At 67.1% G+C, this 23,775-nt stretch carries 18 protein-coding genes; 13 read left to right on the top strand and 5 right to left on the bottom strand.

Annotated features, from left to right (window positions below; translation table 11 throughout):
• Positions 1–13 precede the first annotated feature (13 nt).
• The gene (locus tag BHE01S_RS00160; RefSeq protein WP_042259224.1) at positions 14–1,135 is read right to left on the bottom strand and encodes an NAD(P)/FAD-dependent oxidoreductase; all 1,122 of its coding nucleotides are present in this window, start codon (positions 1,133–1,135) and stop codon (positions 14–16) included.
• Positions 1,132–1,359 (bottom strand): hypothetical protein, encoded by a 228-nt coding sequence (locus BHE01S_RS38850; RefSeq protein WP_157025043.1) that lies wholly within the window; start codon positions 1,357–1,359, stop codon positions 1,132–1,134. Before BHE01S_RS38850 ends, BHE01S_RS00160 begins: the two co-directional genes overlap by 4 nt.
• Positions 1,360–1,455: 96 nt before the next feature.
• On the opposite strand from BHE01S_RS38850, the gene BHE01S_RS00155 reads away from it, so the two are divergent.
• Both BHE01S_RS00155 and BHE01S_RS38735 read left to right on the top strand, forming a co-directional pair.
• Complete coding sequence (locus tag BHE01S_RS00155; RefSeq protein WP_042259222.1) at positions 1,456–2,715, top strand: LysR family transcriptional regulator; 1,260 nt, start codon at positions 1,456–1,458, stop codon at positions 2,713–2,715.
• 42 nt (positions 2,716–2,757) lie between these two features.
• Positions 2,758–3,309, top strand: coding sequence for a hypothetical protein (locus BHE01S_RS38735; RefSeq protein ID WP_157025041.1), 552 nt, complete (start codon positions 2,758–2,760; stop codon positions 3,307–3,309).
• Between the two features lie 110 nt (positions 3,310–3,419).
• Here the strand turns inward: BHE01S_RS38735 and BHE01S_RS00145 are convergent, their stop codons facing one another.
• On the bottom strand, positions 3,420–4,160 hold the full coding sequence (locus BHE01S_RS00145) for an SDR family NAD(P)-dependent oxidoreductase (RefSeq protein WP_042259217.1): 741 nt from the start codon (positions 4,158–4,160) through the stop codon (positions 3,420–3,422).
• Positions 4,161–4,282: 122 nt separating this feature from the next.
• Between BHE01S_RS00145 and BHE01S_RS00140 the strand changes: the two genes are divergently transcribed.
• Positions 4,283–5,173 carry a LysR family transcriptional regulator gene (locus BHE01S_RS00140; protein WP_042259214.1) on the top strand — a complete coding sequence of 297 codons (891 nt, stop codon included), beginning with the start codon at positions 4,283–4,285 and terminating at the stop codon, positions 5,171–5,173.
• 27 nt (positions 5,174–5,200) lie between these two features.
• Here the strand turns inward: BHE01S_RS00140 and BHE01S_RS00135 are convergent, their stop codons facing one another.
• Positions 5,201–6,091 (bottom strand): LysR substrate-binding domain-containing protein, encoded by an 891-nt coding sequence (locus tag BHE01S_RS00135; protein WP_042259212.1) that lies wholly within the window; start codon positions 6,089–6,091, stop codon positions 5,201–5,203.
• A 101-nt stretch (positions 6,092–6,192) separates the two neighbouring features.
• Between BHE01S_RS00135 and BHE01S_RS00130 the strand changes: the two genes are divergently transcribed.
• Entirely contained in the window at positions 6,193–6,783 is a 591-nt protein-coding gene (locus BHE01S_RS00130; protein WP_042259211.1) for a LysE family translocator, read from the top strand.
• A 2-nt stretch (positions 6,784–6,785) separates the two neighbouring features.
• Positions 6,786–7,178, top strand: coding sequence for a cupin domain-containing protein (locus tag BHE01S_RS00125; protein WP_042259208.1), 393 nt, complete (start codon positions 6,786–6,788; stop codon positions 7,176–7,178).
• 33 nt (positions 7,179–7,211) lie between these two features.
• On the opposite strand, the gene BHE01S_RS00120 is transcribed toward BHE01S_RS00125, so the two are convergent.
• Positions 7,212–8,300 carry an NADH:flavin oxidoreductase/NADH oxidase gene (locus tag BHE01S_RS00120; protein ID WP_218000391.1) on the bottom strand — a complete coding sequence of 363 codons (1,089 nt, stop codon included), beginning with the start codon at positions 8,298–8,300 and terminating at the stop codon, positions 7,212–7,214.
• Between the two features lie 431 nt (positions 8,301–8,731).
• Between BHE01S_RS00120 and BHE01S_RS00115 the strand changes: the two genes are divergently transcribed.
• From BHE01S_RS00115 to bcsA, 8 genes are all read left to right on the top strand, one after another.
• Positions 8,732–9,859 (top strand): aminotransferase class V-fold PLP-dependent enzyme, encoded by a 1,128-nt coding sequence (locus BHE01S_RS00115; protein ID WP_042259386.1) that lies wholly within the window; start codon positions 8,732–8,734, stop codon positions 9,857–9,859.
• A gap of 467 nt (positions 9,860–10,326) precedes the next feature.
• Positions 10,327–12,735 carry a cellulose biosynthesis cyclic di-GMP-binding regulatory protein BcsB gene (bcsB, locus tag BHE01S_RS00110; protein ID WP_042259206.1) on the top strand — a complete coding sequence of 803 codons (2,409 nt, stop codon included), beginning with the start codon at positions 10,327–10,329 and terminating at the stop codon, positions 12,733–12,735.
• A 2-nt stretch (positions 12,736–12,737) separates the two neighbouring features.
• Positions 12,738–14,069: a cellulose synthase complex periplasmic endoglucanase BcsZ gene (gene bcsZ / locus BHE01S_RS00105; protein WP_245639591.1), complete on the top strand. Its 1,332-nt coding sequence runs from the start codon at positions 12,738–12,740 to the stop codon at positions 14,067–14,069.
• Positions 14,051–18,163: a cellulose synthase subunit BcsC-related outer membrane protein gene (locus tag BHE01S_RS00100; protein ID WP_245639590.1), complete on the top strand. Its 4,113-nt coding sequence runs from the start codon at positions 14,051–14,053 to the stop codon at positions 18,161–18,163. Before bcsZ ends, BHE01S_RS00100 begins: the two co-directional genes overlap by 19 nt.
• A gap of 81 nt (positions 18,164–18,244) precedes the next feature.
• Positions 18,245–20,098, top strand: coding sequence for a cellulose biosynthesis protein BcsE (bcsE, locus tag BHE01S_RS00095; protein ID WP_052405607.1), 1,854 nt, complete (start codon positions 18,245–18,247; stop codon positions 20,096–20,098).
• Between the two features lie 9 nt (positions 20,099–20,107).
• Positions 20,108–20,311, top strand: a complete 204-nt coding sequence (locus BHE01S_RS00090) for a hypothetical protein (RefSeq protein WP_042259205.1) — start codon at positions 20,108–20,110, stop codon at positions 20,309–20,311.
• Positions 20,308–21,141, top strand: a complete 834-nt coding sequence (gene bcsQ, locus BHE01S_RS00085; RefSeq protein ID WP_042259203.1) for a cellulose biosynthesis protein BcsQ — start codon at positions 20,308–20,310, stop codon at positions 21,139–21,141. The genes BHE01S_RS00090 and bcsQ overlap by 4 nt, the downstream gene beginning before the upstream one ends.
• Positions 21,138–23,732, top strand: coding sequence for a UDP-forming cellulose synthase catalytic subunit (gene bcsA / locus BHE01S_RS00080; RefSeq protein ID WP_245639589.1), 2,595 nt, complete (start codon positions 21,138–21,140; stop codon positions 23,730–23,732). Before bcsQ ends, bcsA begins: the two co-directional genes overlap by 4 nt.
• Positions 23,733–23,775 lie beyond the last annotated feature (43 nt).

The raw sequence follows: 23,775 nt of genomic DNA, 5'->3' as shown, positions 1-23,775 counted from the left end.
TTCGCGACTGCAGTCAGTGTGTGTTCAGCCGTTCGATCACGTCGTCCGCAATCGCGAGCGAAGCCGTCAGCCCCGGCGACTCGATGCCGTAGAGGTTCACGAGCCCGCGCACGCCGTGCTCGCGCGCGTCCTGGATCATGAAGTCGCCGCCATGTTTGCCGCCGTGCTTCCCATCCGCCAGCTTCGGGCGAATGCCAGCATAACCCGGTTGCAGCGCGTCGTCAGGCAGCGCGGGCCAGTAGGTGCGAATCGCCTCGTAGAATTTCGCCGCGCGGCCCGGGTCCACGGTGTAGTCGATCGTGCCGGTCCACTCCACGTCGGGACCGAAGCGCGCCTGGCCGCCAAGGTCGATCGTCAGGTGCACACCCAGGCCCCCTTCCTCCGGCACCGGATAGATGAGCCGCGAAAACGGCGCCGCGCCCGCAAGCGAGTAGTAATTGCCCTTCGCGTAACGCACTCGCGGGATCGAGTGCGCCGGCACGCCTTCGATGCAGGCCGCGACCTGCTGCGCGTGAAGGCCGGCGCTGTTCACCACGCGCGTGGCGAGTAATGCCATCGGCTCGTCGCCGCCCACCTCGAGGAGCGTCGGCTGGCCCGGCCTCGCCGCGCCGCCCGTGACCGGCGAACAAAACGCGAGCATGCCGCCCGCCGCCTCGAAGTCGCCCCGCAGCGCGAGCATCAAACCATGGCTGTCGACGATACCCGTGGAGGGCGATTCGAGCGCCGCCACGCAATTGAGCGCAGGTTCCCTTGCGCGCGCCTCGCCGCAGTCGAGCCAGCGCAGGTCGTCCACGCCATTGGCGGCCGCCGCCGCGCGAATCGCACGCAGCGCGTCGAGCTGCCCTTCGTGCGTCGCCACGATGAACTTGCCGCAACGGCTGAACTCCACGCCCTTCTCTTCGCAATACGCGTAAAGCTTGTGCTTGCCTTGCACACACAGCCGCGCCTTGAGCGAACCTTGCGGGTAGTAAATGCCGGCGTGTATCACTTCGCTGTTGCGCGAGCTGGTGCCCGTGCCAATGGCGTTTTCCGCCTCGACGAGGACGGTTTCCCAGCCCTGCTGCGCGCACGCGCGCGCAACCGCGAGACCGACCACGCCCGCGCCGATCACGGCGCAATCCACTGTATCCGTCATGAAACTTCCTTTTTCGTCACGCGAGTGCTGTTTCGACTGGCGCTATTTTGCCCAATTCGCCTGCCGTAACGCATTACGCCGCGATGAACGGCCGCTTCCACGCATTGATTGTGGAAGCGGCGCACAATCTCGCGGTGAGCGCCGCGCCCGGTCTCGACGACGAGGTTCCATTCGTCTCGCCGGGCACGGTGGTGTTCGACCAGGCCGCGCGGCAGCGCGGTCATGACGCGCTCGTATGTGCACCGCCAGCATCACGCCATTGTCGGCGCGCTCGTGAACGGCGAAGGCGCGTATCCCACCCAAAACGACATGATCGAGCCGTGAGCCAGCCCGAACTCCTGAACCTAGCGCATCTGCGCGCTTTTCGCCTCGTTGCCGACACGGGCAGCGCCACGCGCGCCGCTTCGGCCTTGTATCGCGCACAGTCGGCTGTCACGCGCTCGGTGCAGGAACTGGAGACGGCGCTGGGCGCGCCGCTCTTCGAGCGCAAACCGTCGGGCATGCTGCCCACCGCCGTGGGCCGCGTGGTGCTCGAGCGCTGCGCGCGCATTTTCGGCGAACTGGAAGCGCTCGCGCAGTGGTGCGCCGCGCGCCAGGCGCGCCGGCGCGCGTTGAGCGAAGGCACACTGCCCGCGTATCTGCTCAACACGCGGCGGCTGCAGCTATTCGTCGCCCTGGCGCGGCACCGCCATATGCCGAGCACCGCCCATGCATTCGGCATCAGCCAGCCCGCCGTGAGCAGCGCCATGCGCGTGCTCGAAAGCGGCTCGGGTGTCACGCTCTTCCATCGAGGGCCGCGCGGCGTGCTGCTGACTGCCGAGGGCGAGACCTTCCTGCTGCACGTGCGGCGCGCACTCAACGAGCTGCGTCACGTACCCGACGATATCGCAGCGCTGCACGGCAATATCCAGGGCGCCGTAACGGTAGGCGCGCTGCCATTGGGCCGCACGCTGATCCTGCCGGCCGCCATCGCGCGCCTTTGCGCGCAGCATCCGCGGGTGCGCGTAGTGACCGACGAAAGCGCGTATGAACGGCTCGTGGCAGGCCTGCGCGCCGGCGACGTGGACTTCGTGCTCGGCGCGCTGCGCGAAAACGATGCGGCGAGCGGCCTGGGCACCGAACGATTGATGTCGGAGGACATGGTCGTGCTCGCGCGGCGCGATCATCCGCTTGCGAAGCAGCACGGCCTCACGCTGAACGATCTGCGTGAGGCGCAGTGGATTCTTTCGCACACGCATTCGCCCTCGCGCGGGCTGTTCGAAGCGCAGTTCCGCCGCGTGAAGCTCAAGCCGCCGCTGCCCACGGTCGAATCCGACGATCTTGCCGTGATTCGCGGGCTGCTGCTCGGCACGGACATGATCACGGCGCTCCCGGCGCAGCAGCTGCACTACGAAATCGAATCGGGGCGCCTGGTGATTCTCGACGTGCCGCTGCAGCACACGCGGCACGATATCGGGCTTACGCTGCGCGCGCAGGGCTCGCCCTCGCCGGCGGCACGCGCGCTGATCGACGCGATCCGGCTCGCGGTGATGGATGTTGCGCCCGCAACGCGTGTGGTGCAGGGGCGGCGCGCGGGGTGAGCGTGATGGACCGGACGCCCCAGGGTTAACCTCGATAAATATATGCATTACGCACGCCGTAATACTAATTCTTACATCGAGGCAGGCCCGTTGGAGATGAGAACGCTAACGTTTGCGCCGAGACCATGGGGAGCCGGCGGCCGCACAATCACTTTCCGGAGTCATTGCGCCCGCATCGCGCTCGCAGCCTCTATCGCCATCCTGGCGGGATGCGGAAAAGACGTTTCGGATTCGGACATCCAGTTCGTCACGGCCGCAATGCCAGCGCAGTTCGAGGCGTTCCGCATGTACGGCGCGGTCCCCTTTCGCGACGGCTCGCCCGGTTTGTCCGCTCATGCCCCAGCCCGGCTCCAGCAGGGCTGCGAGGCGGTCATTCGCGCGCCGAAGGGTAGTTTTCGCGAGTCGGTGGTCCTCGATAGCGAATCGGCCGAATACTTCGAACTCGATGTTTCGCGTACGCCCGACGGATGGACTGTGACGACCGACAGCCTTGCCGCACCGAGCGGCAACTCCGTGGGGCTTCGCACCCAGTTCACGAACTGCCTGACTGCAATCAGGGACAAGCTTCGGGCACAACCGGAATCTGTACAGTGAGCCATGGCTGTGCCGATCTTGCCAGGCCCGATGATTGCGTAGCTCGTTGAATTCTCCATTCGGTTCCTGAATAACGGAAAATCACTTCGATGGACGGTGCGCCCGGGGCCTCAGACCTGGCCTATGCCGCCGTCATTCATCAAATCCGCGCCGGTCATGTACGAACTCTGCCCGGAGGCGAGAAAGAGTGCCGCGCTGGCCATCTCCTCGGCGCGGGCGAGTCGGCCGAGCGGGACCATGCTCTGGTACATGCTCACCAGATCCTCGCGTGTCGCCGACTGGCTATCGAGAATCGGCGTATCGGTGACGCCGGGGCTGAGCATGTTGACGCGAATGCCGCGATCCCTGAATTCGGCCGCCCAGGTGCGCGCATAGGAGCGCAACGCGGCCTTGGTCGCCGCGTAGGCGGTGTGCCCGGGAATGCCCATTACGTGCATGGCCGAAGAAACCAGGATGATCGAACCACCCCCCGTCATCATCGGCAGCAGCTTCTGCACCAGAAAGACAGGACCGCGCGCCATCAGGTTGAATGCCTTGTCGAAATGCTCTGGCGTGATGGTGTCGATCGAAGCCTGCTCGGTAAAGCCCGCGTTCGACACGATGATGTCGACGACACCCTTTTCGTCCCTGACTGCCGCGGCGACGCGATCGAGGTCGTCGAGATTCGCGGCGTCGGCCTGGATCGCAGTGACGTTGCGTCCGATCAGCTTGACGGCTTCGTCGAGCTGGCCTCGCCGACGGCCGAAGATAAAAACGTGAGCGCCTTCGGCGACGAACCGCTGGGCGATCGCCAAACCAATACCTGTCGTTGCGCCGCTAATGACGGCAACCTTGCCTGTGAGAGTGGACATTGGAGTCTTCTGCCTGTGGGTGAACGTTACTGACATCGTAATTGCCGCCCCAACGCATGATAATTAGCGGAGTTATCATGAGATCCATTCTTCGAGGGAATGGGTCTCACGAGAGACATGCAATGGATCGGTTTCACGAATTGAACGCCTTCATCGCCGTTGTCGAAGCGGGCGGCTTTTCCGCCGCGGCGCGTAGAACCGGCGATTCACAGTCCGCCATCAGCAAGGCGATCGGCGCGCTGGAAAAACGCCTGGGCGTGCTGCTATTGAACCGAAGCACACGCAGCGTTACCCTGACGGATCAGGGGCAGAAATACTACGAGCGCACCAAGCCGTTGCTGGACGAGATTGAGGTAGCCGACAACGAGCTGAGCAGCAGCACGCTCGACGTCTCGGGCCTCGTGCGCATCGCCGCCGCCTCGACTTTCGGCCGGCTGCACGTTCTTCCGCTGATTCCCGAACTCCTGTCGCGCCATCCTGGCCTTCGGGTCGATCTCGTGTTGGCGGATTTCGTCCGCGACATGGTGGAGGATCGAATCGATCTCGCGATTCGCGTGGGCACCGTCAACGATCCGGATTCGGTCGTGAGAAAAATCGCCAGCACTCCGCTGGTCTGCGTGGGATCGCGCCGCTATTTCGAGCAACACGGCATACCGAAGGAGCCTGCGGATCTCGCCCGGCACAATTGCCTCGTCTACGGCGGTCTGATGGAATCGGCGAACTGGCCGTTTCATGGACCGCAAGGCCGGTTCAGCGTACCGGTGCAAGGCAGCCTGTCGTCCAATAGCGTCGAGGCAATCCGGTCGGCCGTGCTCGCGGGTGTGGGAATCGGCCTCTTTGCGAAGCTCTCGCTCACCGACGAACTCAAGCATCCCGACATCGTCACCGTGCTGGACGACTTCATTCGGGACGCACGTGATGTCAGCATCGTCTGGCCAAGGCGTCGTTTCGTGCCTGCGCGCGTGCGCCGGATCACCGACTTCCTTGCGGCTGCGCTGCCGCAGCGCTTGTAGAAGCGCGACGGCTTCTCACGCGATACGTCACGCAATGTTCGCAAGCTGCACGTGTCGAGTGCCTGCGTCGTTCGACATCGATTCGCGCACGTGGCGTGCAAACTCCTGCGCCGCGGGCTGAACCGTCGCGGGCAATCGCAGGCAAATCGCGAACGCGGGCAGCGCGGGCAAGCCAGTTGCTCCAGGCGTGAGCGTCTCCAGATCGGCCGGCACCGTGGAGGCGAGCCAGGTCGTGATCGCGAGGCCCGCACGCACCGTCGCAGCGGTCGCCTCGATGTTGCCGCTCTCGAATACCGTGCGCCACGCAATGCCCTCGTCCGCGAGCGCGCCGAGCACGACCGGCCGGAAGGCACATCGCTCGTCCACCATCGAAAGCGGCAACGGCCGCTTCTGCCAGGCATCGCTGCCGCGCCCCTTGACCCACACCAACGGCTCGGTGCGGACGACCTCGCCTTCGGCTTCGCTCTCGATGTATTCGACGAGCGACACGTCCACGCGACCGCTATGCACCGCTTCGCTCAACTCCGGCGACGCGGCGCACACAAGCGAAATCTCCACCTGCGGATGCGCATCGGCGAACGCCTTCATCGCAGGCGCGAGCGGTGTCACGAGGTCGTACGGCACACCCACGCGCAGGCTGCCGCGCAGTGATCGACCGGTCATGTCGGCCCAGATTTCGTCGTTCAGCTGCAGCAGCTGGCGCGCCTTCACGAGAAATGGCTCGCCATCGCGCGACAGCTCCAGCTTGCGCGTCCTGCGCACGAACAGCGCGCAATCCAGCATGTCTTCGAGACGCTTCACCTGCTGGCTCACGGCGCCTTGCGTCATGTGCAGCAGATTCGCGGCGACCGTCATGCTGCCGCTATCGGCGACGGCAACGAAGGTGCGGATCAGATCGAGGTCGAGGTTTCGGCTCATTGACGCATTATGCCGCGTAATGGATCGCATCAGAATTATTGCCTTTGATGATGTGTCGGCGTTCCGTACAGTGCAGGTTTCATTCTCCCGCATCTGCAACGATGACCTCGATCCTGCCGCTTCTCCTGTTTGTCGTCATTGCGACGGTGACGCCCGGCGGCGCGACCACGCTCGCCACTGCTTCGGGCGCGCGCTTCGGCTTCGCGCGCTCGATTCCGCTGATGCTCGGCATCGCGATGGGCCTGGCCCTGCTCGCCGCCGTCGCCGGGCTCGGGCTGGGTGGTCTGCTGCTCGCGCTGCCGGCGCTGCAAACGGCAGTCAAGGCAGTCGGCTCCGCCTATCTGCTCTGGCTCGCGTGGCGCATCGCGCACAGCGGGCCGCCGAACGCAGGTCACGGCCCCGCGCACCCCATCACGCTCGTCAACGGATTTCTGCTGCTCTGGCTCAACCCGAAAAGCTGGGCGATGACGGTCGGCGCGGCGGCGTCGTTCGCACTGCTCGCAAGCAGTCCGAACCGACTCGCGCTGCTGCTCGGCGCCGCGTTCGGCGTGGCTGCGTGCGTCTCGCTCGCGCTGTGGTGCGCGCTCGGCGTGCTGCTCGCCCGGCTCTTTCGCACGCCGCGCCACTGGCGCATTCTCAATCTCGCGATGGGCGTGCTGCTCGCCGCATCCGTCATTCCAGCATGGAGATAACGATGCCTCGTCATCCGTTTGCCGAATCGTTCGACGTCGAAGCCGCGTTCGCCGACGTGTCCGATTACTGGTCGCCGAAAGTCGTCGCCCAGGTCAACGATCAGTACGTGAAGGTCGCGAAAGTGCGCGGGCAGCTCGTCTGGCACGACCACGAGCACGAGGACGAACTGTTCTTCGTCGTGCGCGGCCATTTGAAGATCGAGTACGAAGGCGGACGTGTCGTCGATCTGCCGGCGGGCTCGATACACGTCGTGCCGCGCGGCACGCTGCACAATCCGGTCGCAGACGACGAATGCTGGATCGTGCTGATCGAGCCCGTGCAGACAATGCATACGGGGCGCGTGGAATCGCCGTTGACGAGGACGATCGAAGAGCAGTTGGGCCAGGCACGCTGAGACGGCCCGGCCCCTTGCGTCGACAAGACGGCTTCAAACGAACACCTTGCGCAGCCGACCGGGTTGAGCGCGAAGATACTGCTTCGGCGCCTTGACCTGAGCCCCAAAGTGAGCGGCAGCGTGCCAGGGCCAGCGCGGGTCGAAGAGCACGGCGCGGGCGAGCGCGATCAGATCGGCGTCTCCCGTGCTGAGAATGGATTCGGCTTGTTCGAACGCGCTGATCATGCCGACGGCGATGACAGGGAGCGTCGTCGCCTGCTTCACGGCCCTTGCGAAGGGAACCTGATAGCCGGGCCCGACCGGAATGTGCGCCGCCGGGTTCGAACCACCGCTGGAGACATTGATCGCAGCACAGCCTCTAGCCTCCAGTGCGCGGACAAAAGCGATCGCGTCGTGCACGGACCATCCGCCGTCCACCCAGTCCGTCGCGGAGATCCGCATCGTAACGGGGCGATCGTGCGAAAACGCGTCTCGCACGGCATCGAAAACTTCGAGCGGAAAGCGCATCCGGTTTTCCAGTGAGCCGCCGTACTCGTCGTCCCTGTGGTTCGAGAGCGGCGAGAGAAATTGGTGGAGCAGATAGCCGTGCCCACCCAGGATTTGAATGAAGTTCAAGCCGAGCCGGGAGGCGCGTTGCGCGGCGGCCGCGAAGGCATCGCGAATGGCGGCCAGTCCGTCGCGGTCCAGGGCGGTGGGTGGTGCCTCGCCGGCCGCAAAAGCGACCGGGGATGGGCCGTGGGTGTTCCAGCCGTTTGCGTGACCATGAGGAATCTGTGCGCCGCCGTCCCATAATTTCTGCCGCGATCCTTTTCGGCCAGCATGGTTGAGCTGGATTCCAATCGGCATGTCAGACCAGCGCCGAACGCTCTGCAGCACGCGCGCCATGGAAACTTCGCACTCGTCCGAATAGAGCCCCACGTCGCCATAACTCGTGCGCCCCTCGGGGGTGACCGCCGTCCCCTCGATGGTGAGCGCTGCCGCGCCTGAAAGCGCCAGCTGGCCGAGGTGAATCAGGTGCCAATCGCTCATCAGCCCGTCTTCGGCCGAGTACTGGGCCATCGGGGCGATCACGATCCGGTTGGCCAGGTTCAGGTTGCCGACTTGTACCGGCGTGAACAGCATGGGAGGGTTCAAACCGGTGCCAGTTGTTGCGCCGGTTGTGCCGCTAATGACGGCGGCTTTGCTTTCGCGTGTTGACATGAAGATCTTCTGCCGCGTGATGAGTGACAGGTAGATCGTAGTTGCCACGTAGCGGAGCGATAATTCGCAGATTCTTCATAAGGCCAATTCCCAAAGAGAATAGCCGTGCGGCGGGTTGCTGCCGCACGCCCGCGCGCAAGCGGGCACGACTCCGGTTCTTTTGCATTGCACCATTGCCATGCGCCGCGAGGCGCTTCGCCGTTACGCAAAATCCCACGGAAAAATAGGCACCAGCCTGCGGACGGCTTTCGTTAGAATCTATTTTCGTCGCGGCAAACAACCCCTATGCATGGGTGCAGCAGCATCGAAAGCGCAAATGCTGCTCACCTTGTTCATCCTTTATGGAGGCGAGCGTGCCAGGTTTACTTCCCAATGTCGACCGCGAGGGTCTCCTCGAATATTCAGTGGTTTACACCGACCGCTCGATCAATCACATGTCGCAGCGCTTTCAAGGCGTCATGCGAGATATCTCCAGCGCCCTGAAAAAAGTCTACAACGCGAATTCGGTCGTGGTCGTCCCGGGCAGCGGGACTTTCGGCATGGAAGCCGTGGCCCGGCAGTTCGCGACGAACAAGAAGTGCCTCGTCATTCGCAATGGCTGGTTCAGTTTCCGCTGGTCGCAGATTTTCGACATGGGCCGCATTCCCGCCGAATCGATCGTCTTGAAGGCGCGTCCGGTCGAACAAGGCAGACAGGCCGCCTACGCACCGCCCCCGATCGATGAAGTCGTCGCGGCGATCCGGGAAAACAAGCCCGATCTGGTCTTTGCGCCGCATGTCGAAACCGCATCCGGAATGATGCTGCCCGATGCGTATCTGCGCGCGGTGTCCGACGCCGTGCATGCCGCAGGCGGCATGTTCGTACTCGACTGCATCGCCTCCGGTACGGTCTGGGTGGACATGGAGGCCAACGGCGTCGATATTTTGATCAGCGCACCGCAAAAGGGGTGGAGCGCGTCGCCTTGTTGTGCGCTCGTCATGCTCGGCCCGCTCGCCCGCGAACGAATCGACGCAACGACGAGCACCAGCTTCGCCTGCGATCTGCGCAAATGGCTGCAGATCATGCAAGCCTACGAGAACGGCGGATTCGCTTACCACGCAACCATGCCCACGGACAGTCTCGCGACGCTGCGCGACGTGATCAAGGAAACCGGGGCATACGGCTTCGACAAGGTCATGGCGGAACAGCTCGAACTCGGCAAGCGCATTCGCTCGCTGCTCGTTAGCAAGGGTTTCCGAAGCGTGGCCGCCGAAGGCTTCGAGGCGCCGGGCGTCGTAGTCAGCTACTCGGACGACGACGGCATACGATCCGGCAAGAAGTTCGCGGACGCCGGCCTGCAGATCGCAGCCGGCGTTCCCCTGCAATGCGACGAGCCCGAGGACTTCAAGACCTTCCGCATCGGCTTGTTCGGTCTCGAAAAGCTGCATGACATCGAAGGCACGGTGTCCCGCTTCGCGAAGGCATTGGACCGCATTCTTTAGCCAGATTTTCCTCGAGGCGCGCAATGCGCTTCGAGATTACCTCGCCCGCTCGCGGGACGGAAAACGCGCGAGATCGTTGCGTGCTCAACCGATTCGGCATTCTTATTAATTGAAGGAACGAGAAGGCTGGCTTTCGCCGCGCTATCTCCGGCGCCCGCGTTGCGCAAGCGCAACGCCGCCACGCTTTGGTTGCGCGCGCAGGAATGGCCGGGCGCTCCGACCCACCGGCCCACCCCGCGCGGCCCATTGTCAAACGGCTCGCCGGGCCGCGCCAGCCCGTCATCTGCGCGCGTTACGCAACAGGCATAAACACGTGCATTCATAGGGCGCGATGCCAGGCTCTCCGCTAAACTCCACGACATATTGACGCTGTTTCGAGATAACGCCTGGCGGCACTACGCCGCCAATATCCATGGCCGCTGTCTTTGCAAAGAAAGCCACTGCGAAGAAAACAAAGGGCTGTTGCGATGCGACTCTCCGTTCAAGTAGGGCTGGGCGCGCTCGTCGCCGGATTGCTGCTGGGGGCGAGCCTTTTCGCGGTGGACAAGTCGGCCGTCGCCGCTACGCAGACGACCAGGGCGGCCACGCCGGGAGCAGGCGACGACGTATCCGGCCCGGTGCCCGTTGCAGCCTCTGCTCCGGCCGCGGCTTCCGCCGCCGTCACGGGGCCCGTTGTCATCCAGACGGCTCCCGGCACCGTCATTCCCGAGCCCGCCGCGTCGACGCCGCTCGGGCAGCCGCGCACGCGCACGTTCACGTTGCGCCAGATGGGTGCGTACGGGCCGATCGCGCTGCGCGGCCTCGATCCTGCTGCCAGCATGAACGTCGACGTGCGCACCGACGAAGTCGTGACCGGCGCGAAGCTCAAGCTCGTCTACACCTACTCGCCCTCGCTGATCTGGTCGCTTTCGCATCTCAGGGTGTTGCTGAACGGTGAAGTCGTCGCGACGATTCCGCTCGTGAAGGAAAGCGCCGGGCAGCTCGTCACGAGCGAGGTCGCTCTCGACCCGCGCCTTTTCACCGACTACAACCGCATCACCGTGCAGATGATCGCGCACTACACGCTCGATCACTGCGAGGATCCCTATCATTCGAGCCTCTGGGCCGACGTGAGTCCCGAGACGTCGCTCACGCTCAATACGGCGGCCATTGTCCTGCCGGACAGCGTCGGCCTCCTGCCCGTGCCGTTCTTCGACCGCCACGACAACCGGCTCGTGCGCGTGCCCTTCGTACTCGCCGCCAACGCTGGCGTGCCTGTGCTGCGCGCGGCGGGCATCGTCTCATCGTGGCTCGGCGCGCTCGCGAGCTATCGCGGCTCGCGCTTCCCGGTCACGCGCACGGTGCCGCCCGACGCCAACGCCGTCGCGCTCGTGCTGCCGGGCCAGGTGCCCGAGGGGCTGAACCTGCCGGAGATCAAAGGCCCCACGGTCTCGGTCATGGCGAACCCGGCCGCCGATGCGCAGTCGGGCCGCAAGCTCCTCGTGCTCGCGGGCCGCACGCCCGAGGAACTCCTGAACGCTGCCTACGCGGTTGCGCTCGGGCAGGCCGGCATGGCCGGCAGCAGTGTGATGGTGAAATCAATCGATCCCGGACCGGCACGCAAGCCTTACGACGCGCCGAACTGGGTGCCCACCGACCGCCCCGTGCTGTTCCGCGAACTGGTGACGGACCCGCAGCAGCTCCAGGTGTCGGGCTACAACCCGCCCGCGATCCGCGTGAATCTGCGCGTGCCCGCCGACCTCTATGCGTGGGCGCGGGGCAACGTGCCGCTCGACATCCGCTATCGCTACACGGCGCCTTCCGCGTGGAACGACTCGGTGCTCAACGTGAGCATCAACGATCAGCTCGTGCGCTCGCAGCGTCTGCGGCCCGTCACGCGCGCCTCCGACGAAGCGCGCATCAACGTGCCGCTGCTCTCGGGCTCCGACACGCGCGCCGCAGCGAATCTGGAGATCCCCGCGTTCCGCGTGGGCAGCGACAACCAGTTCCAGTTCCAGTTTCATATCGATTCGCAAAAGACGGGGCTGTGCGCCACCACCGCCAACGATGTCGCGCGCGCGGCGGTCGATCCCGACTCGCTCATCGACTTCAGCGGCTTCGCGCACTACACGGCGCTGCCCAATCTCGCCTTCTTCGCGAACAGCGGTTTTCCGTTCACGCGCATGGCCGACCTTTCGGACACGGCCCTCGTGATTCCTGACCAACCCGACACGAAGGATCAGGAAGCGGTGCTCACGCTGCTCGGCCACATGGGTCAGTGGACCGGCCTGCCCTCGCTGCGCCTGACGATCGTGCCCGCAAGCCAGGTGGATACCGTGCGCGAGCGCGACCTGCTCGTGATCGGCTCGGGTTCGGGCGCGCAACTGCTCGAGAAGTGGGGCAAGGATCTGCCGCTGCTCATCGAGCGCGGCAGGACCGAGGTGACCACGCGCGACCAGCGCAGCGGCTGGCCCGGCTGGCTTGGCGGCACCGAGGACGAGGACCCGACACCGTCGGGCCGCTCGATCGTCACGCTCGGCGGGCCGATGGCGGCGCTGATCGGCTTCGAGTCGCCGCTGCAGTCGGGCAGGAGCGTGGTGGCGCTCGCCACCACTTCGTCGGCGCAGCTCGGCGACGTGCTCGATGCGCTGCAGGACGGCGGCAAGGTCTCGCAGATGCACGGCGACCTCACGCTCGTGCGCTACGGCCAGGTCGAAAGCCTGCGCGTGGGCACGCGCTATTTCGTCGGCGATCTGCCGTGGTATGCGCGCGCCTGGGTGTTCATCTCGCGCTACCCGGCGCTGATGGCGCTAGCGGGCATCCTGGCCGGTCTGATCGTTGCGCTCACCGTGTTCTGGGCGCTCGGCCGCATGGCTTCCCGCCGCTCCGGGACCTGACGATGCGCCCGGGCCCGGCTACGCTCGCGCCCGCTTCGGCGCCACGGCTCATGCGCTGGCTCGCGGCGGGCGCGCTCGCCTGCGCGCCGCTTGTGCCGCCCGCGACATTGGCGCTGCTGATGCCGGCTGCGACAGCGCACGCGGCCGCGCCAGCCGCAAATGCCGGCGCCACACAATCCGCCAGCCCGGCAGCGGCCTGCGCGTGGCCCGCATGGAACGCGTTTCGCAGCACGCTGCTGAGCGCCGATGGCCGCGTGATCGACGCGAGCACGCCGCGTCAGGTGACCGTTTCCGAAGGACAGTCCTACGCGCTCTTCTTCGCGCTGGTCGCGAACGACCGGGCGAGCTTCGACAAGGTCCTCACGTGGACCGAGAACAATCTCGCGCAAGGCGACCTCGCCTCGCATCTACCGGCATGGATCTGGGGGCGGCGCGACATCGGCGATGACGGCAAGCCGGTTGCGGCGTCGACAGCGGCTAGCGCCTCAGTCGCCGCGCATGCCGGCGAGGCGCAGTGGGGCGTGATCGACAGCAACCCCGCCAGCGACGCCGACCTCTGGATCGCGTACACGCTGCTCGAAGCCGGGCGCCTCTGGAACGAGCGCCGCTACACCGCGCTCGGCACGGTGATGGCCCGCAACATCGTGCGCGAGGAAACCGCCGTGCTGCCGGGTCTTGGCCGCACAGTGCTGCCGGGTCCCGTGGGCTTTACGATCGGCAAGGACGGCTGGCGCCTGAACCCGAGCTACGTGCCGCTCCAGGTCATGCGGCGCTTCATGCTCGCGCTGCCGCAGGCGGGCGAATGGAAGGCGCTGCTCGGCTCATCGGCGAGACTCGTGAACGAGACCGCGCCCAAGGGCTACTCGCCCGACTGGGTGGAATATCACGCGAAAGGCGGCTTCGCCCCCGACGCGCAAACGCACGCCGAAGGCGCCTACAACGCGATCCGCGTGTATCTGTGGGCCGGCATGCTCGCGGGCGACGACCCGCTGCGCGCCAGCACGCTCGCCACCTTCCAGCCGCTCGCCGACTTCGTCGGCACACATGGTTTTCCGCCCGAGCGCGTCGACACGACCACGGGCACACCGGGACCGAACGAGGGCAACGGCGGCTTTTCCGCCGCAGTCGCGCCGTATCTGGCTGCGCTCGGCCGCAGCGATCTCGCGAACGCCCAGGCCGGGCGCAGCCGCACGCTCGCGCAGAAGTCGCCGCCTGGCTACTACAGCAGCGTGCTGATGCTGTTCGGGCTCGGCTACCTCGACGGGTTCTACCGTTTCGACGCGCAAGGCCGCGTTGCCCCAGCATGGACGAGCGCATGCCCCACGCCGCGCTGAACGCTCTCGCGTCTGCCCGCCGCGCCGCGCACGTGCGCCGCACGCGCCGCGAGGCGCGGCGCGCGGCTGCGCACGCATTGCGGGGCGAGGCGGTTTCCCCCATGCCGCAACGCTCGTTGCCGAACACCACAGCGCCTTTCGTACCGAAACTCGCACCCAAACTCGCGCCGATCGTCGCGCTGCTCTTCACGGCCTCGCCGTATCCGGCCTCGGCGCAGGCAGGCCCGCAACCCGCGGCCAACGCCGCCACGCCCGCCCAGGCCGCGCAGCTGCTCTCGGCCGCGCGCATGTGGGAAGGCAAGAATCGTCCGGATATCGCACGCGGGCTCGTGCAAAAAGCGCTGCTGTTCGACCCGCAGCAGCCCGAGGCGCTCGCATTGCTCGGCGAAATCGAGCTGCGCTCGAATCGCCCGGCCGAGGCCGCGAAAATCCTCGCGCAGCTCAAGAAAATCGCGCCGAATGCGAACGCAACGAAAGAACTCGACGACGCCTACCGCGTCGCCACGAGCGGCAAGATGGAGATGGCGCAGATCCGCCTGCTCTCGGCCGCCGGCAAGAGCGAGGAAGCCTCGGCGCGCCTGCTCAAGCTCTTTCCGAACGGCGCGCCCGCGGGCGACCTGGCGAGCGACTACTACCGCATCCTGGCCGGCACAACCGCGGGCCGCGCGCAGGCGATCAGCGAATTGCGCACGCGCGTGCAGCGCAATCCGGACGACCCCCGTCTCGCGCTGATCCTCGGCGACCTGCTCACCGACCGCGCCGACACGCGCATGGAAGGCCTCAACCTCATCTACCACGTGTACCAGCGGCAGGACAGCAACCGTGCGTTCGCGCTCGAACTGTGGCGGCGCGCGCTCGCGAGCGCCGGGCACGACGATCCCGCCTATTACGTGTGGTATCTGCGCTATCTGCAGGAAGTGCCCGACGACTCCGACGCAAAGCAGACCGTCGCCGATCTCGGCAAGAAGCTCGGCGCGAAGGGCGAGGCGCAGGCGCAAGCCCTGGCGCAGAACCCGTCGGCCGTCATTAGCGCGCCCCCGGCCACGGCCGCAGGCAACGCGCGAGCGTCCAGCCAGGCGCGGGCACGCCCCCCCGGGCCCGGCGCCACCGATCGCGCGCGCGGCCTTGCGCAACTCGACCGCGGCGATCTCAAGGACGCCGAAACCTCGCTGCAAAGCGCGCAGCGCGCGAACCCCAACGACGGCGAAACCATCGGCGCGCTCGGTCTCGTGCGGCTGCGCGAAGGCCGCCACGACGAGGCGCGCGAGCTGTTCGCACGCGCCCTCGAGCTCGACCCCGACAACGCCGGCAAGTGGCGCAGCCTCGAAAAGACGGCCACCATCTGGGGCACCATTGCCAAGGCGCGCGAGGCGAATTCGCAAGGCAAGCCCGAAGAAGCCGAAACACTCGCGCGCGAGGCGCTCAAGCTCGACCCCGGCAACACGACCGCCAGCGATATCCTCGGCAACGCGCTCATCGCGCAGAAGAAGTGGCTCGAAGCCGAAGCCGTGCTGCGTCCGCTCGTGAACGCGCCCAAGCCCGACATGGACGCGCTGCGCGGCCTCGTGAGCGTGCTGCGCGAGACGGGTCGCGCAAGCGAGATCGAGCCGCTCATCGCGGCCACGGCGCCGCGCGTGAGCGGCTCCGGCGCTGGGCAAAAGCAGCTGCGCGCCGAGCTGCTCTCGATCCAGGCGGACCAGTTGCTCGCCGACAACCGCAAGAGCCCGGCTATCGCGAAGCTCGAAGAAGCCGTGCGCCTCACGCCCGACGATGCCTGGACGCGTTTCAGGCTCGCGCGCCAATACCGCGATCTGGGCCTGCCCGCACTGGGCCGCCAGGTCATGGAAGACGGCCTGAAGGTCTCGCAGACGCCCGACATGCGCTACGCCACGGCGCTCTATCTGAATTCCGTGGACGATGTCGATGCGGCGGCCGCGCAGCTCGACGCCGTGCCCGCAGCCGGGCGCAGCGAAGGCATGCGCGAGCTGATGGGCAATCTCGCCGCGCAGAAGAAGATCGCGCAGGCCCGCCAGCTCATCGCTCAGGGCAAGGAAGACGAGGCGCGCGCGCTGCTCGATTCCGCCGCCGCCGACGCGAACGCGGCCAACGACCCGCAGATGCTCGCCACGGTCGGGCGCGAGTGGATCGCGACAGGCGAGCCGGACCGGGGCCTGAAGCTCGTGCAGGACTGGCTCGCGGCGCACCCCGACGACCCGGCGGCGAACGGCGCGCGCGTGCGCTACGGCGAGTTGCTGGCGGCGGCCAACCGCGACGACGCGTGGGCGAACTGGATCGACGCGACGCGCGACCAGCCCGGCCTCACCGACGACCAGAAGGCTAACCTCGACGACCAGGAGCTGCGCCTCGCCGCGCGCGAAACCGGTCGCCAGATCGAGGCGGGCGACCTGACGGGCGCCCGCCATACGCTCGACGCCGTGCCCGAGCGCCTCAAAACGACGAGGCGCTGGTTGCTCGAAGACGTCGATCTGCGCGAAGCGAAGGGCGACTACCAGGGCGCGATGGCCTCCGCGCAAAAGGTACTCGCGACGCAACCCGACGACGCCGACGCACGCCTCGCCGTTGCGCGTATGCTGGAGCGCATGGGCCGAGACCGGGAGGCCGCCGACATGGTGCGCGCAGTGCTGGCCGACACCGCGGAGAACGACATCGACACGCGCCTTGCCGTGGCGCGGCGCTTCACCGCGCTCGGGCTGAACAACGAGGCTTCCGCCGTGGTCGATCCGTTGCGCGAGCAGTATCCTGACAACCCGGACGTCACGATCCAGGCGGGGCGCGTGGCGCAGGCGCGCGGCAACTACAACGAAGCCGCGAGCCTCTATCGCGCCTCGCGCACGCAGGAAGTGGCAGAAGGCACGCAGCCCGACGCCGACGGCACGACGTCGGCAGGCCGCGCGCTGCAGGGCCTGGAAGACCGCAAGCAGGGGCAGGTCGCGACCGGCTGGTATCAGTCGAACCTTTCGGGCGACCCCGGCATTTCCGAGTTGCACGCCACCGAAGTCCCGCTATACGTTCGTATTCCCGATGGCTATACGGGCCACTATTTCTTCCACGCCGACACGGTCTACCTGAACGCGGGCACGCTGCCCGGCAACGACCTCGGCGTCGCGTACCAGTACGGCAAGATCGCCGCGCTCGGCAACGCCGGGCTCGGATCCATCAACGAGACCGCGACGGGCGTCGCGCTCGCGGCGGGTTACGAGTTCAGTGGTGCGAACAATAGCTGGCGCGCCGATATCGGCAGCACGCCGGTAGGCTTTCCGATCACGAGCGTGCTGGGCGGCATTCAGTACCGGCACGACTTCCAGGGCGGTTCGTCGCTCTCGCTCGACGTCTCGCGCAGGCCTGTGACCGCCAGCCTGGTTTCCTATGCAGGCGGCATCGATCCGGTCACTGGCGAGAAGTGGGGCGGCGTGGTGCGCAACGGCTTCACCGTGCGCGGCGCGCAGGACTTCGGGCCTGGCACGATCTTCACGAGTATTGGTTTCGGCCTGCTGACCGGCACCAACGTTGAGACCAACCAGGAGTTCAAGGTTCGCAGCGGCTACGACTGGTCGGTGTTCAGGCGGCCCGACCAGATCGTGTCGAGCGGCCTCACGCTCAATTACTGGAAATACTCGAAGAACGAGCACAACTATACGTTCGGTAACGGCGGCTACTACAGCCCGCAAAGCTATTTTTCGGTCAGCATTCCGCTCGACTGGACCGGACGCTACAAGAAGCTTTCATGGGAGATCGACGGATCGGTGGGCATGTCGTTCACGAACGAGAACGAGTCGCCGTTCTACCCGACGCGCCCAGGCCTGCAGGCCCAGGCGCTCGCCTTCACGAACGCCAACGACCTCGGCTCGCCGTTCTTCGGCGGCGGCTCGGGCGGCGGCTTCAGCTACACGGTCGAAGCGGCGGCCGAATATCGCGTGACGCCGCACTTCGTGGTGGGCGGCCGCTTCCGGCTCGACCGCTCGCGCGACTATGCGCCGAACGTGGGCGTGCTTTACATGCGCTACTTCTTCTCGCCGCAAAAGGGCCCGGTGCCGTTCCCGCCGCGGCCGGTCGTCCCCTATTCGGCTTACTGACGTGGCCACCGAACGAGCGCACATGATGAAGACGACACCCGCGACGATGCAATCCGCGAAACGAGCAAGACGAGCGATGAGATGAACGATCCCGCCACCCTTCCCGCTGCGCCCGCCGGCGCCGCCCGCCATACGCGCCGCTCGCTGTTCTCGCGGCTCGCGCGCCGCGAGCCGCTCGCGATCGACGGCCTGCCGGCCTCGCTCGCTTCGCTCGGCGCGGGCCAGGTGCACGTGGTCTACGCGAGCGCCTCGCCCGCGCGCGACGCGCTCTTCTGGCAAACCGCCGCCGCCGCGCTCACGGGTCCCGCCACCGTCCTTTCCACGCGCGACGGCGCGAGCCTCGCGGCTGCGCTGCGCGAGCATGGCGTCGATCTCGACAGGAGCGGTTCGACGCATGCGTGGGCAAACGTATGCGCGCTGCGCCCGCTCCCCGAACGCGACGGCGCGCAGGTGCTGATCGAAGCGCTCAACGCGCTGGCCGGGCAGTGCGCCGCGCCCGAAAGCCAGTTCTTCATCGAAGGCGCGGAGGCGTTCTTCGACTGGCAGGACTCCGCCGTGCTCGCGGCTCAGGGCGCGCAGCTCGCGGGCTGGTGCGCGCAGCATCGACACGGCGTGCTGATGGTGGCAGCGCCGCCCGGCCTCGGCGACGATCACGAGCATCCCGAGCTGGGCGCCTTCCAGGCGCGCTTCGCGGGCGCCGCGCAATTGCACCAGGTGCAGGGGCAGTATCACTGGGAAGTCGCGTTCTGGCGCACGGCCGACGCCGTGCACGGCAGCCAGAGCGTGCCGCTGCGCTTTTCCGCCGCCGATCACCGGCTCACGGTTTCCGGCGGCACCTTCGAAACCGAGATCGGCGAGGCGGGCCTGCTCGCGCCCGACGAAGGCCGCGTGATCGTTTCGCGCGACGCGATGTTGCACGAGCGTGTACTGCCGCCGGCCTGGCAGATCGTCGATAACAACGAGGCCGCCGTGGCCGCTGCACGCACCTCGGTCGCGGCCACGGTGATTCTCGATTTCAGCGTGAACCGCGACCTCGAAACGCTCGCTGAGCAGGTGCATACGCTGCGCCTGCAGTGCGGCGAAGCGCTCAAGATCATCGTGCGCGAGGACGCCGTGGCCATGCGCTACGAGTCGCTCATGCTCAACCTCGGCGCGAACCGCGTGATCGCGAGGCAGACGCCGCTCGCGCAGGTCGAGGCCATCGTCGACAGTCTGCAGGGCCAGGTGTATTCGCGGCCCATGCCCGCCGACTACCGTGCGGCGCTCGCCGCCGTGGTGCATGGCGAGGAGAGCGGCTACGTGGGCGCGGCGCACTTCGTCGAACTCGTGGGCGCGGCAGTGGAGCGCAGCCGCGTGATCCAGTTGCCGAGCGTGCTGATCCGCCTCGCGCTGATGCCGGAAGTGGCGCACGTGGATGCGCTCAAGGCGTGCCATCTGCGCCGCGCGGGCGACATCGTGACGGCGAGCGGCGACAGCCTCTACGTGTTCTTCTTCGCGTGCCGCATGAGCGACGCCGACGCCGTGTGCCAGCGCGTGTTCCAGCGGCCGCTCGCTGAGTTGTTCCAGGGCGAGGAGCGCTACGGCGACGGCCGCGCGATCACGCAGGCGCTCGCCACGCTCAGCGAGGAAATCGACACCGCGCCGCCGCCCGACTATTCGGGCTGGCTCGCGATCAACGAGGGGCAGCCCGCCGCGCCCGCGGCCGTCCCGGTGCAGGCCAGCGGCCAGACCGTGCCGCCGGCCGCGGCTGCCGCGATCGCGCCGGGCCCAGCCATGACAGCCACGACAGAAAGCGCGGCGCCGGAACCCGCAGTGCCGGTCAGCATCGCTCCCATAAACGGCGACCTGTTGCCCGCGCTCGACGCCACCGCGCGCACCGACCGCGCGAAACCGCGAGCCGCGCCGCAGCGCGCGCCGCTGCCGCTCAAAGCATAGGAGAGCGACATGAACCTCTTCCTCGGCTACTTCGTCTGGGGCTTGATACTTGCCGTGCCGCTCTACTGGATCGGCTGGCGCCTGCGTCTTGCGCGCTTCGTGCCCATGTGGCTGCGCCCCGCACGCTCGCGCCCGCTGCAGCTCCCGCCGCAGGTCGACGCCCTGCTGATTCGCGGACAGCGCCGCTTCAGCCAGACGGGACCGCGCCGATGAAAACCATCGCCATCGTCTCCAGCGTGGGCGGTGCGGGCCGCACCACCCTCACCGCGGCGCTCGCCGGTTTGCTGGCGACGCGCGAACATGTTGCGCTCGCCGCGGAATGCGACCCGCGCAACGTGCTGGCGCTCCATTTCGGGCTGCGCGAGAGCGCGCGCGAAGGGCTCGTCACGCATCTGGCAGGCGGCCCCGGCGCCGACGACGCCTGGTCGCGCGCCGCGCTGCAAAGCGACGACGGCGTGCTCGTGCTGCCGTGGGGCAGCCTCGCTGACGGCACTGCCTCCGGCGACCCGCGCGACGACGATGCCGGCGCCCTGCTCGACGCGCGCCCCGGCTGGCTGCGCGAACTGCTCGCCCGCGTGGACCTGCCGGCGCATACGATCGCGCTCGTCGATGCCGGCACGTGGCCCTCGGCGCACGCACGCCAGGCGATCGAGGCCGCCGACCTCGTACTCGGCGTCCTCACGCCCTGCGCCACGGCGTGCGCGACGCTGCCGCGCCTGATCGCCGCGCTCGTGCGCGCACAGAAGCGCAGCGTGTTCGTCGCCAATGCGGTCGTGCCGGCGCGCCAGTTGCATATGGACGTCGTTTCACTGCTGCGCGCGCGCCTCGGCGCCGCCATGCTCCCATATCTCGTGCATGCAGACACCGGCGTGCCCGCCGCGCTCGCCGCCGGCGAGAACTTCTGCCTGAGCGCGCCCAGCTCACAGGCCGCGCACGACCTTCACGGCATCGCCTCGTGGCTCTCGTACTGGAGCACGGGCGCGAGCCTCGACGCACCCGACGAACTGCTCGCGCAACATGCTGCGCGCGGGAGCGCGCCATGATGCGCGAGCGTATCGTCGCCGTGTGGACGGCATTCTGGGCCTCACTGCGCCGCCTGAGCGCGCCCGAGCTCAATCTCGCGCCCGACGCGCCGCTTGCCCAGTGGCTGCTGCGCGCCTTCTTCCGGCCGCCGCGCGAAGGCGAGCGCGACGTGCCTGCGCTCGCCTTCGCGCAGCTCGGCAAGGACATCGGCCAGCGGCTGAACATGGGCCGCGACCGCAGCGTCGGCGCGTGGCTCCTGCACATCTTCCTGCGCCCGCGGCGCGCGCGTCAGCGTCTCGCCGCCGATCTGCGCAAGCTCCACAAGTCGCCGCAGGGGCACCATCGCTTCGCGCTGCGCGCGTGGCTCGACAGGCGGCTCGAACCCGTCTATCGCCGCGCCGCGCGCGCGAGCGCGGCAGTCGGCGCGCGCCTGCCCGACGTGCCGTGGGAAGGCATCGAGCAGCGCCTCGAGACGCTTTCGGCGGCGCTCGACAGCGTGCCCTTCCTGCGCCAGTGCCTCCTGTGGCTCGCGTTCGTCGCAGCCATCGCCGTGTGCACGACGCCTCTGCCGTTCGCAGGCCAGGTGCTGCTGTTCCTGCTCGTGTACGTCGTGGTGATGATCGCGCGCCGCCTGCCGGGGCGTCTCGCCACCACGCTCATGGTGATGCTCTCGATCCTCATGACGGGCCGCTACGTCTGGTGGCGCAGCACGCAAACGCTGCATCTTTCGAGCCCCGCCGAGGCCGTCGTCGGCTACATCCTCTACGCGGCCGAGCTCTACACGTGGATCGTGCTGATCTTCGGCTACGTGCAGACCGCCTGGCCGCTGCGCCGCAAGCCGCAGCCGCTGCCCGACGACCCCGCCGACTGGCCGACCGTCGACCTCTACATTCCGACCTACAACGAGCCGCTTTCGGTGGTGCGGCCAACCGTGTTCGCGGCAAGCTCGATCGACTGGCCGCGCGACAAGCTGCGTGTCTACATTCTCGACGACGGCACGCGCGACGAATTCCGCCGCTTCGCCGAGCAAGCAGGCGTGGGCTATATCGTGCGCACCGAGCACACGCATGCGAAGGCCGGCAACATCAATCACGCGCTGCCGCTCACGCAGGGCGAGTACATCGCGATTTTCGACTGCGACCACATTCCCACGCGCTCCTTCCTGCAAACGACCGTGGGCGTCTTTCTCGCCGACAAAAAATGCGCGATGGTGCAGACGCCGCACCACTTCTTCTCGCCCGATCCGTTCGAGCGCAACTTCGACACATTCCACCGCGTGCCCAACGAAGGCAGCCTCTTCTACGGGCTGATCCAGGACGGCAACGACTTCTGGGACGCCACGTTCTTCTGCGGCTCGTGCGCGGTCATCAAGCGCTCGGCGCTCGAGCACATTGGCGGCATCGCGACCGAGACCGTGACCGAGGACGCCCACACCTCGCTGCGGCTGCATCGCCACGGCTATACGTCGGCCTACCTGCGCACCGTGCAGGCGGCGGGCCTCGCCACCGACAGCCTCGCCGATCACATCGGCCAGCGCATCCGCTGGGCGCGCGGCATGACGCAAATCTTCCGCGTCGACAATCCGTGGATCGGCAAGGGGCTCTCGTTCTTCCAGCGCATGTGCTACAGCAACGCCATGCTGCACTTCTTCTATGGCTTCCCGCGGCTCATCTTCCTCGTGATGCCCAGCGCGTACCTGTATTTCGGACTGCACGTGATCAACACGCCCGCGCCCGTGATCCTCGCCTACGTGGTGCCGTATCTCGTGATTGCCGCGATTGCCAACTCGCGCATCCAGGGGCGCTACCGGCACTCGTTCTGGGCCGAAGCCTATGAGTCCGTGCTCGCGTGGTACATCGTGCTGCCCACCACCATGGCGCTCATCAATCCGAAGCTCGGCAAGTTCAACGTGACCTCGAAGGGCGGCCATATCGAACACGAGTATCTCGACTGGACGATTTCGAAGCCCTATCTCGTGCTGCTCGCGATCAACGTGTGCTCTGTGCTCGCCGGCATCGGCCGCCTCACGATCTGGCGGTCCGAGGAGCCCGCCACCGTGTTCATGAACCTCTTCTGGGCCGGCGTGAATCTCACCATTCTCGGGCTCGCGCTCGGCGTGGCCAAGGAGGCGAAGCAGGTGCGCGTGGCGCACCGCATTCCGCTGCGCGTGCCCGCCATGCTCACGCTGCCCGACGGCCGCACGCTCGCCTGCAAGACCGAGAACTATTCGATGGGCGGCCTCGGCCTCATGCTGCCTGCCGACGCCGTAGCGAAGCTCGAGCCCGGCGAGCGCATCAACGTGACGCTCGCGCGCGGCGTGCTGGAGCACGACTTCCCCGCCGTGGTCGCGCGTCTCGCCGACCGGCGCCTCGGCGTGCGCTTTACCAGCATGACGATGGAAATGGAGCGCAAGCTCGTGGAATGCACGTTCGGCCGCGCCGATGCCTGGCTCGAGTGGGAGGACGTGCCGCCCTCCGACGCACCACTGCACGGCCTCATGCAGTTGATCGAGCTGAGCTGGCAAGGCTACATGCGCCTCATCGACGCGTTCTTCGACGCGCTGGAAAACTTCTTCACGCGACGCCGCGCCGGCCAGGTCCGCCAGCCCTGACAACCGCAACTGCCACATCAAGCCGCTACCCCTGGAACGCGAA

The sequence above is a fragment of the Paraburkholderia heleia NBRC 101817 genome (assembly GCF_000739775.1).
Taxonomy (GTDB): Bacteria; Pseudomonadota; Gammaproteobacteria; order Burkholderiales; family Burkholderiaceae; genus Paraburkholderia; species Paraburkholderia heleia.
Note: the sequence above shows the minus strand (reverse complement) of the source record. Positions and strands in the feature narration are given on the sequence as shown.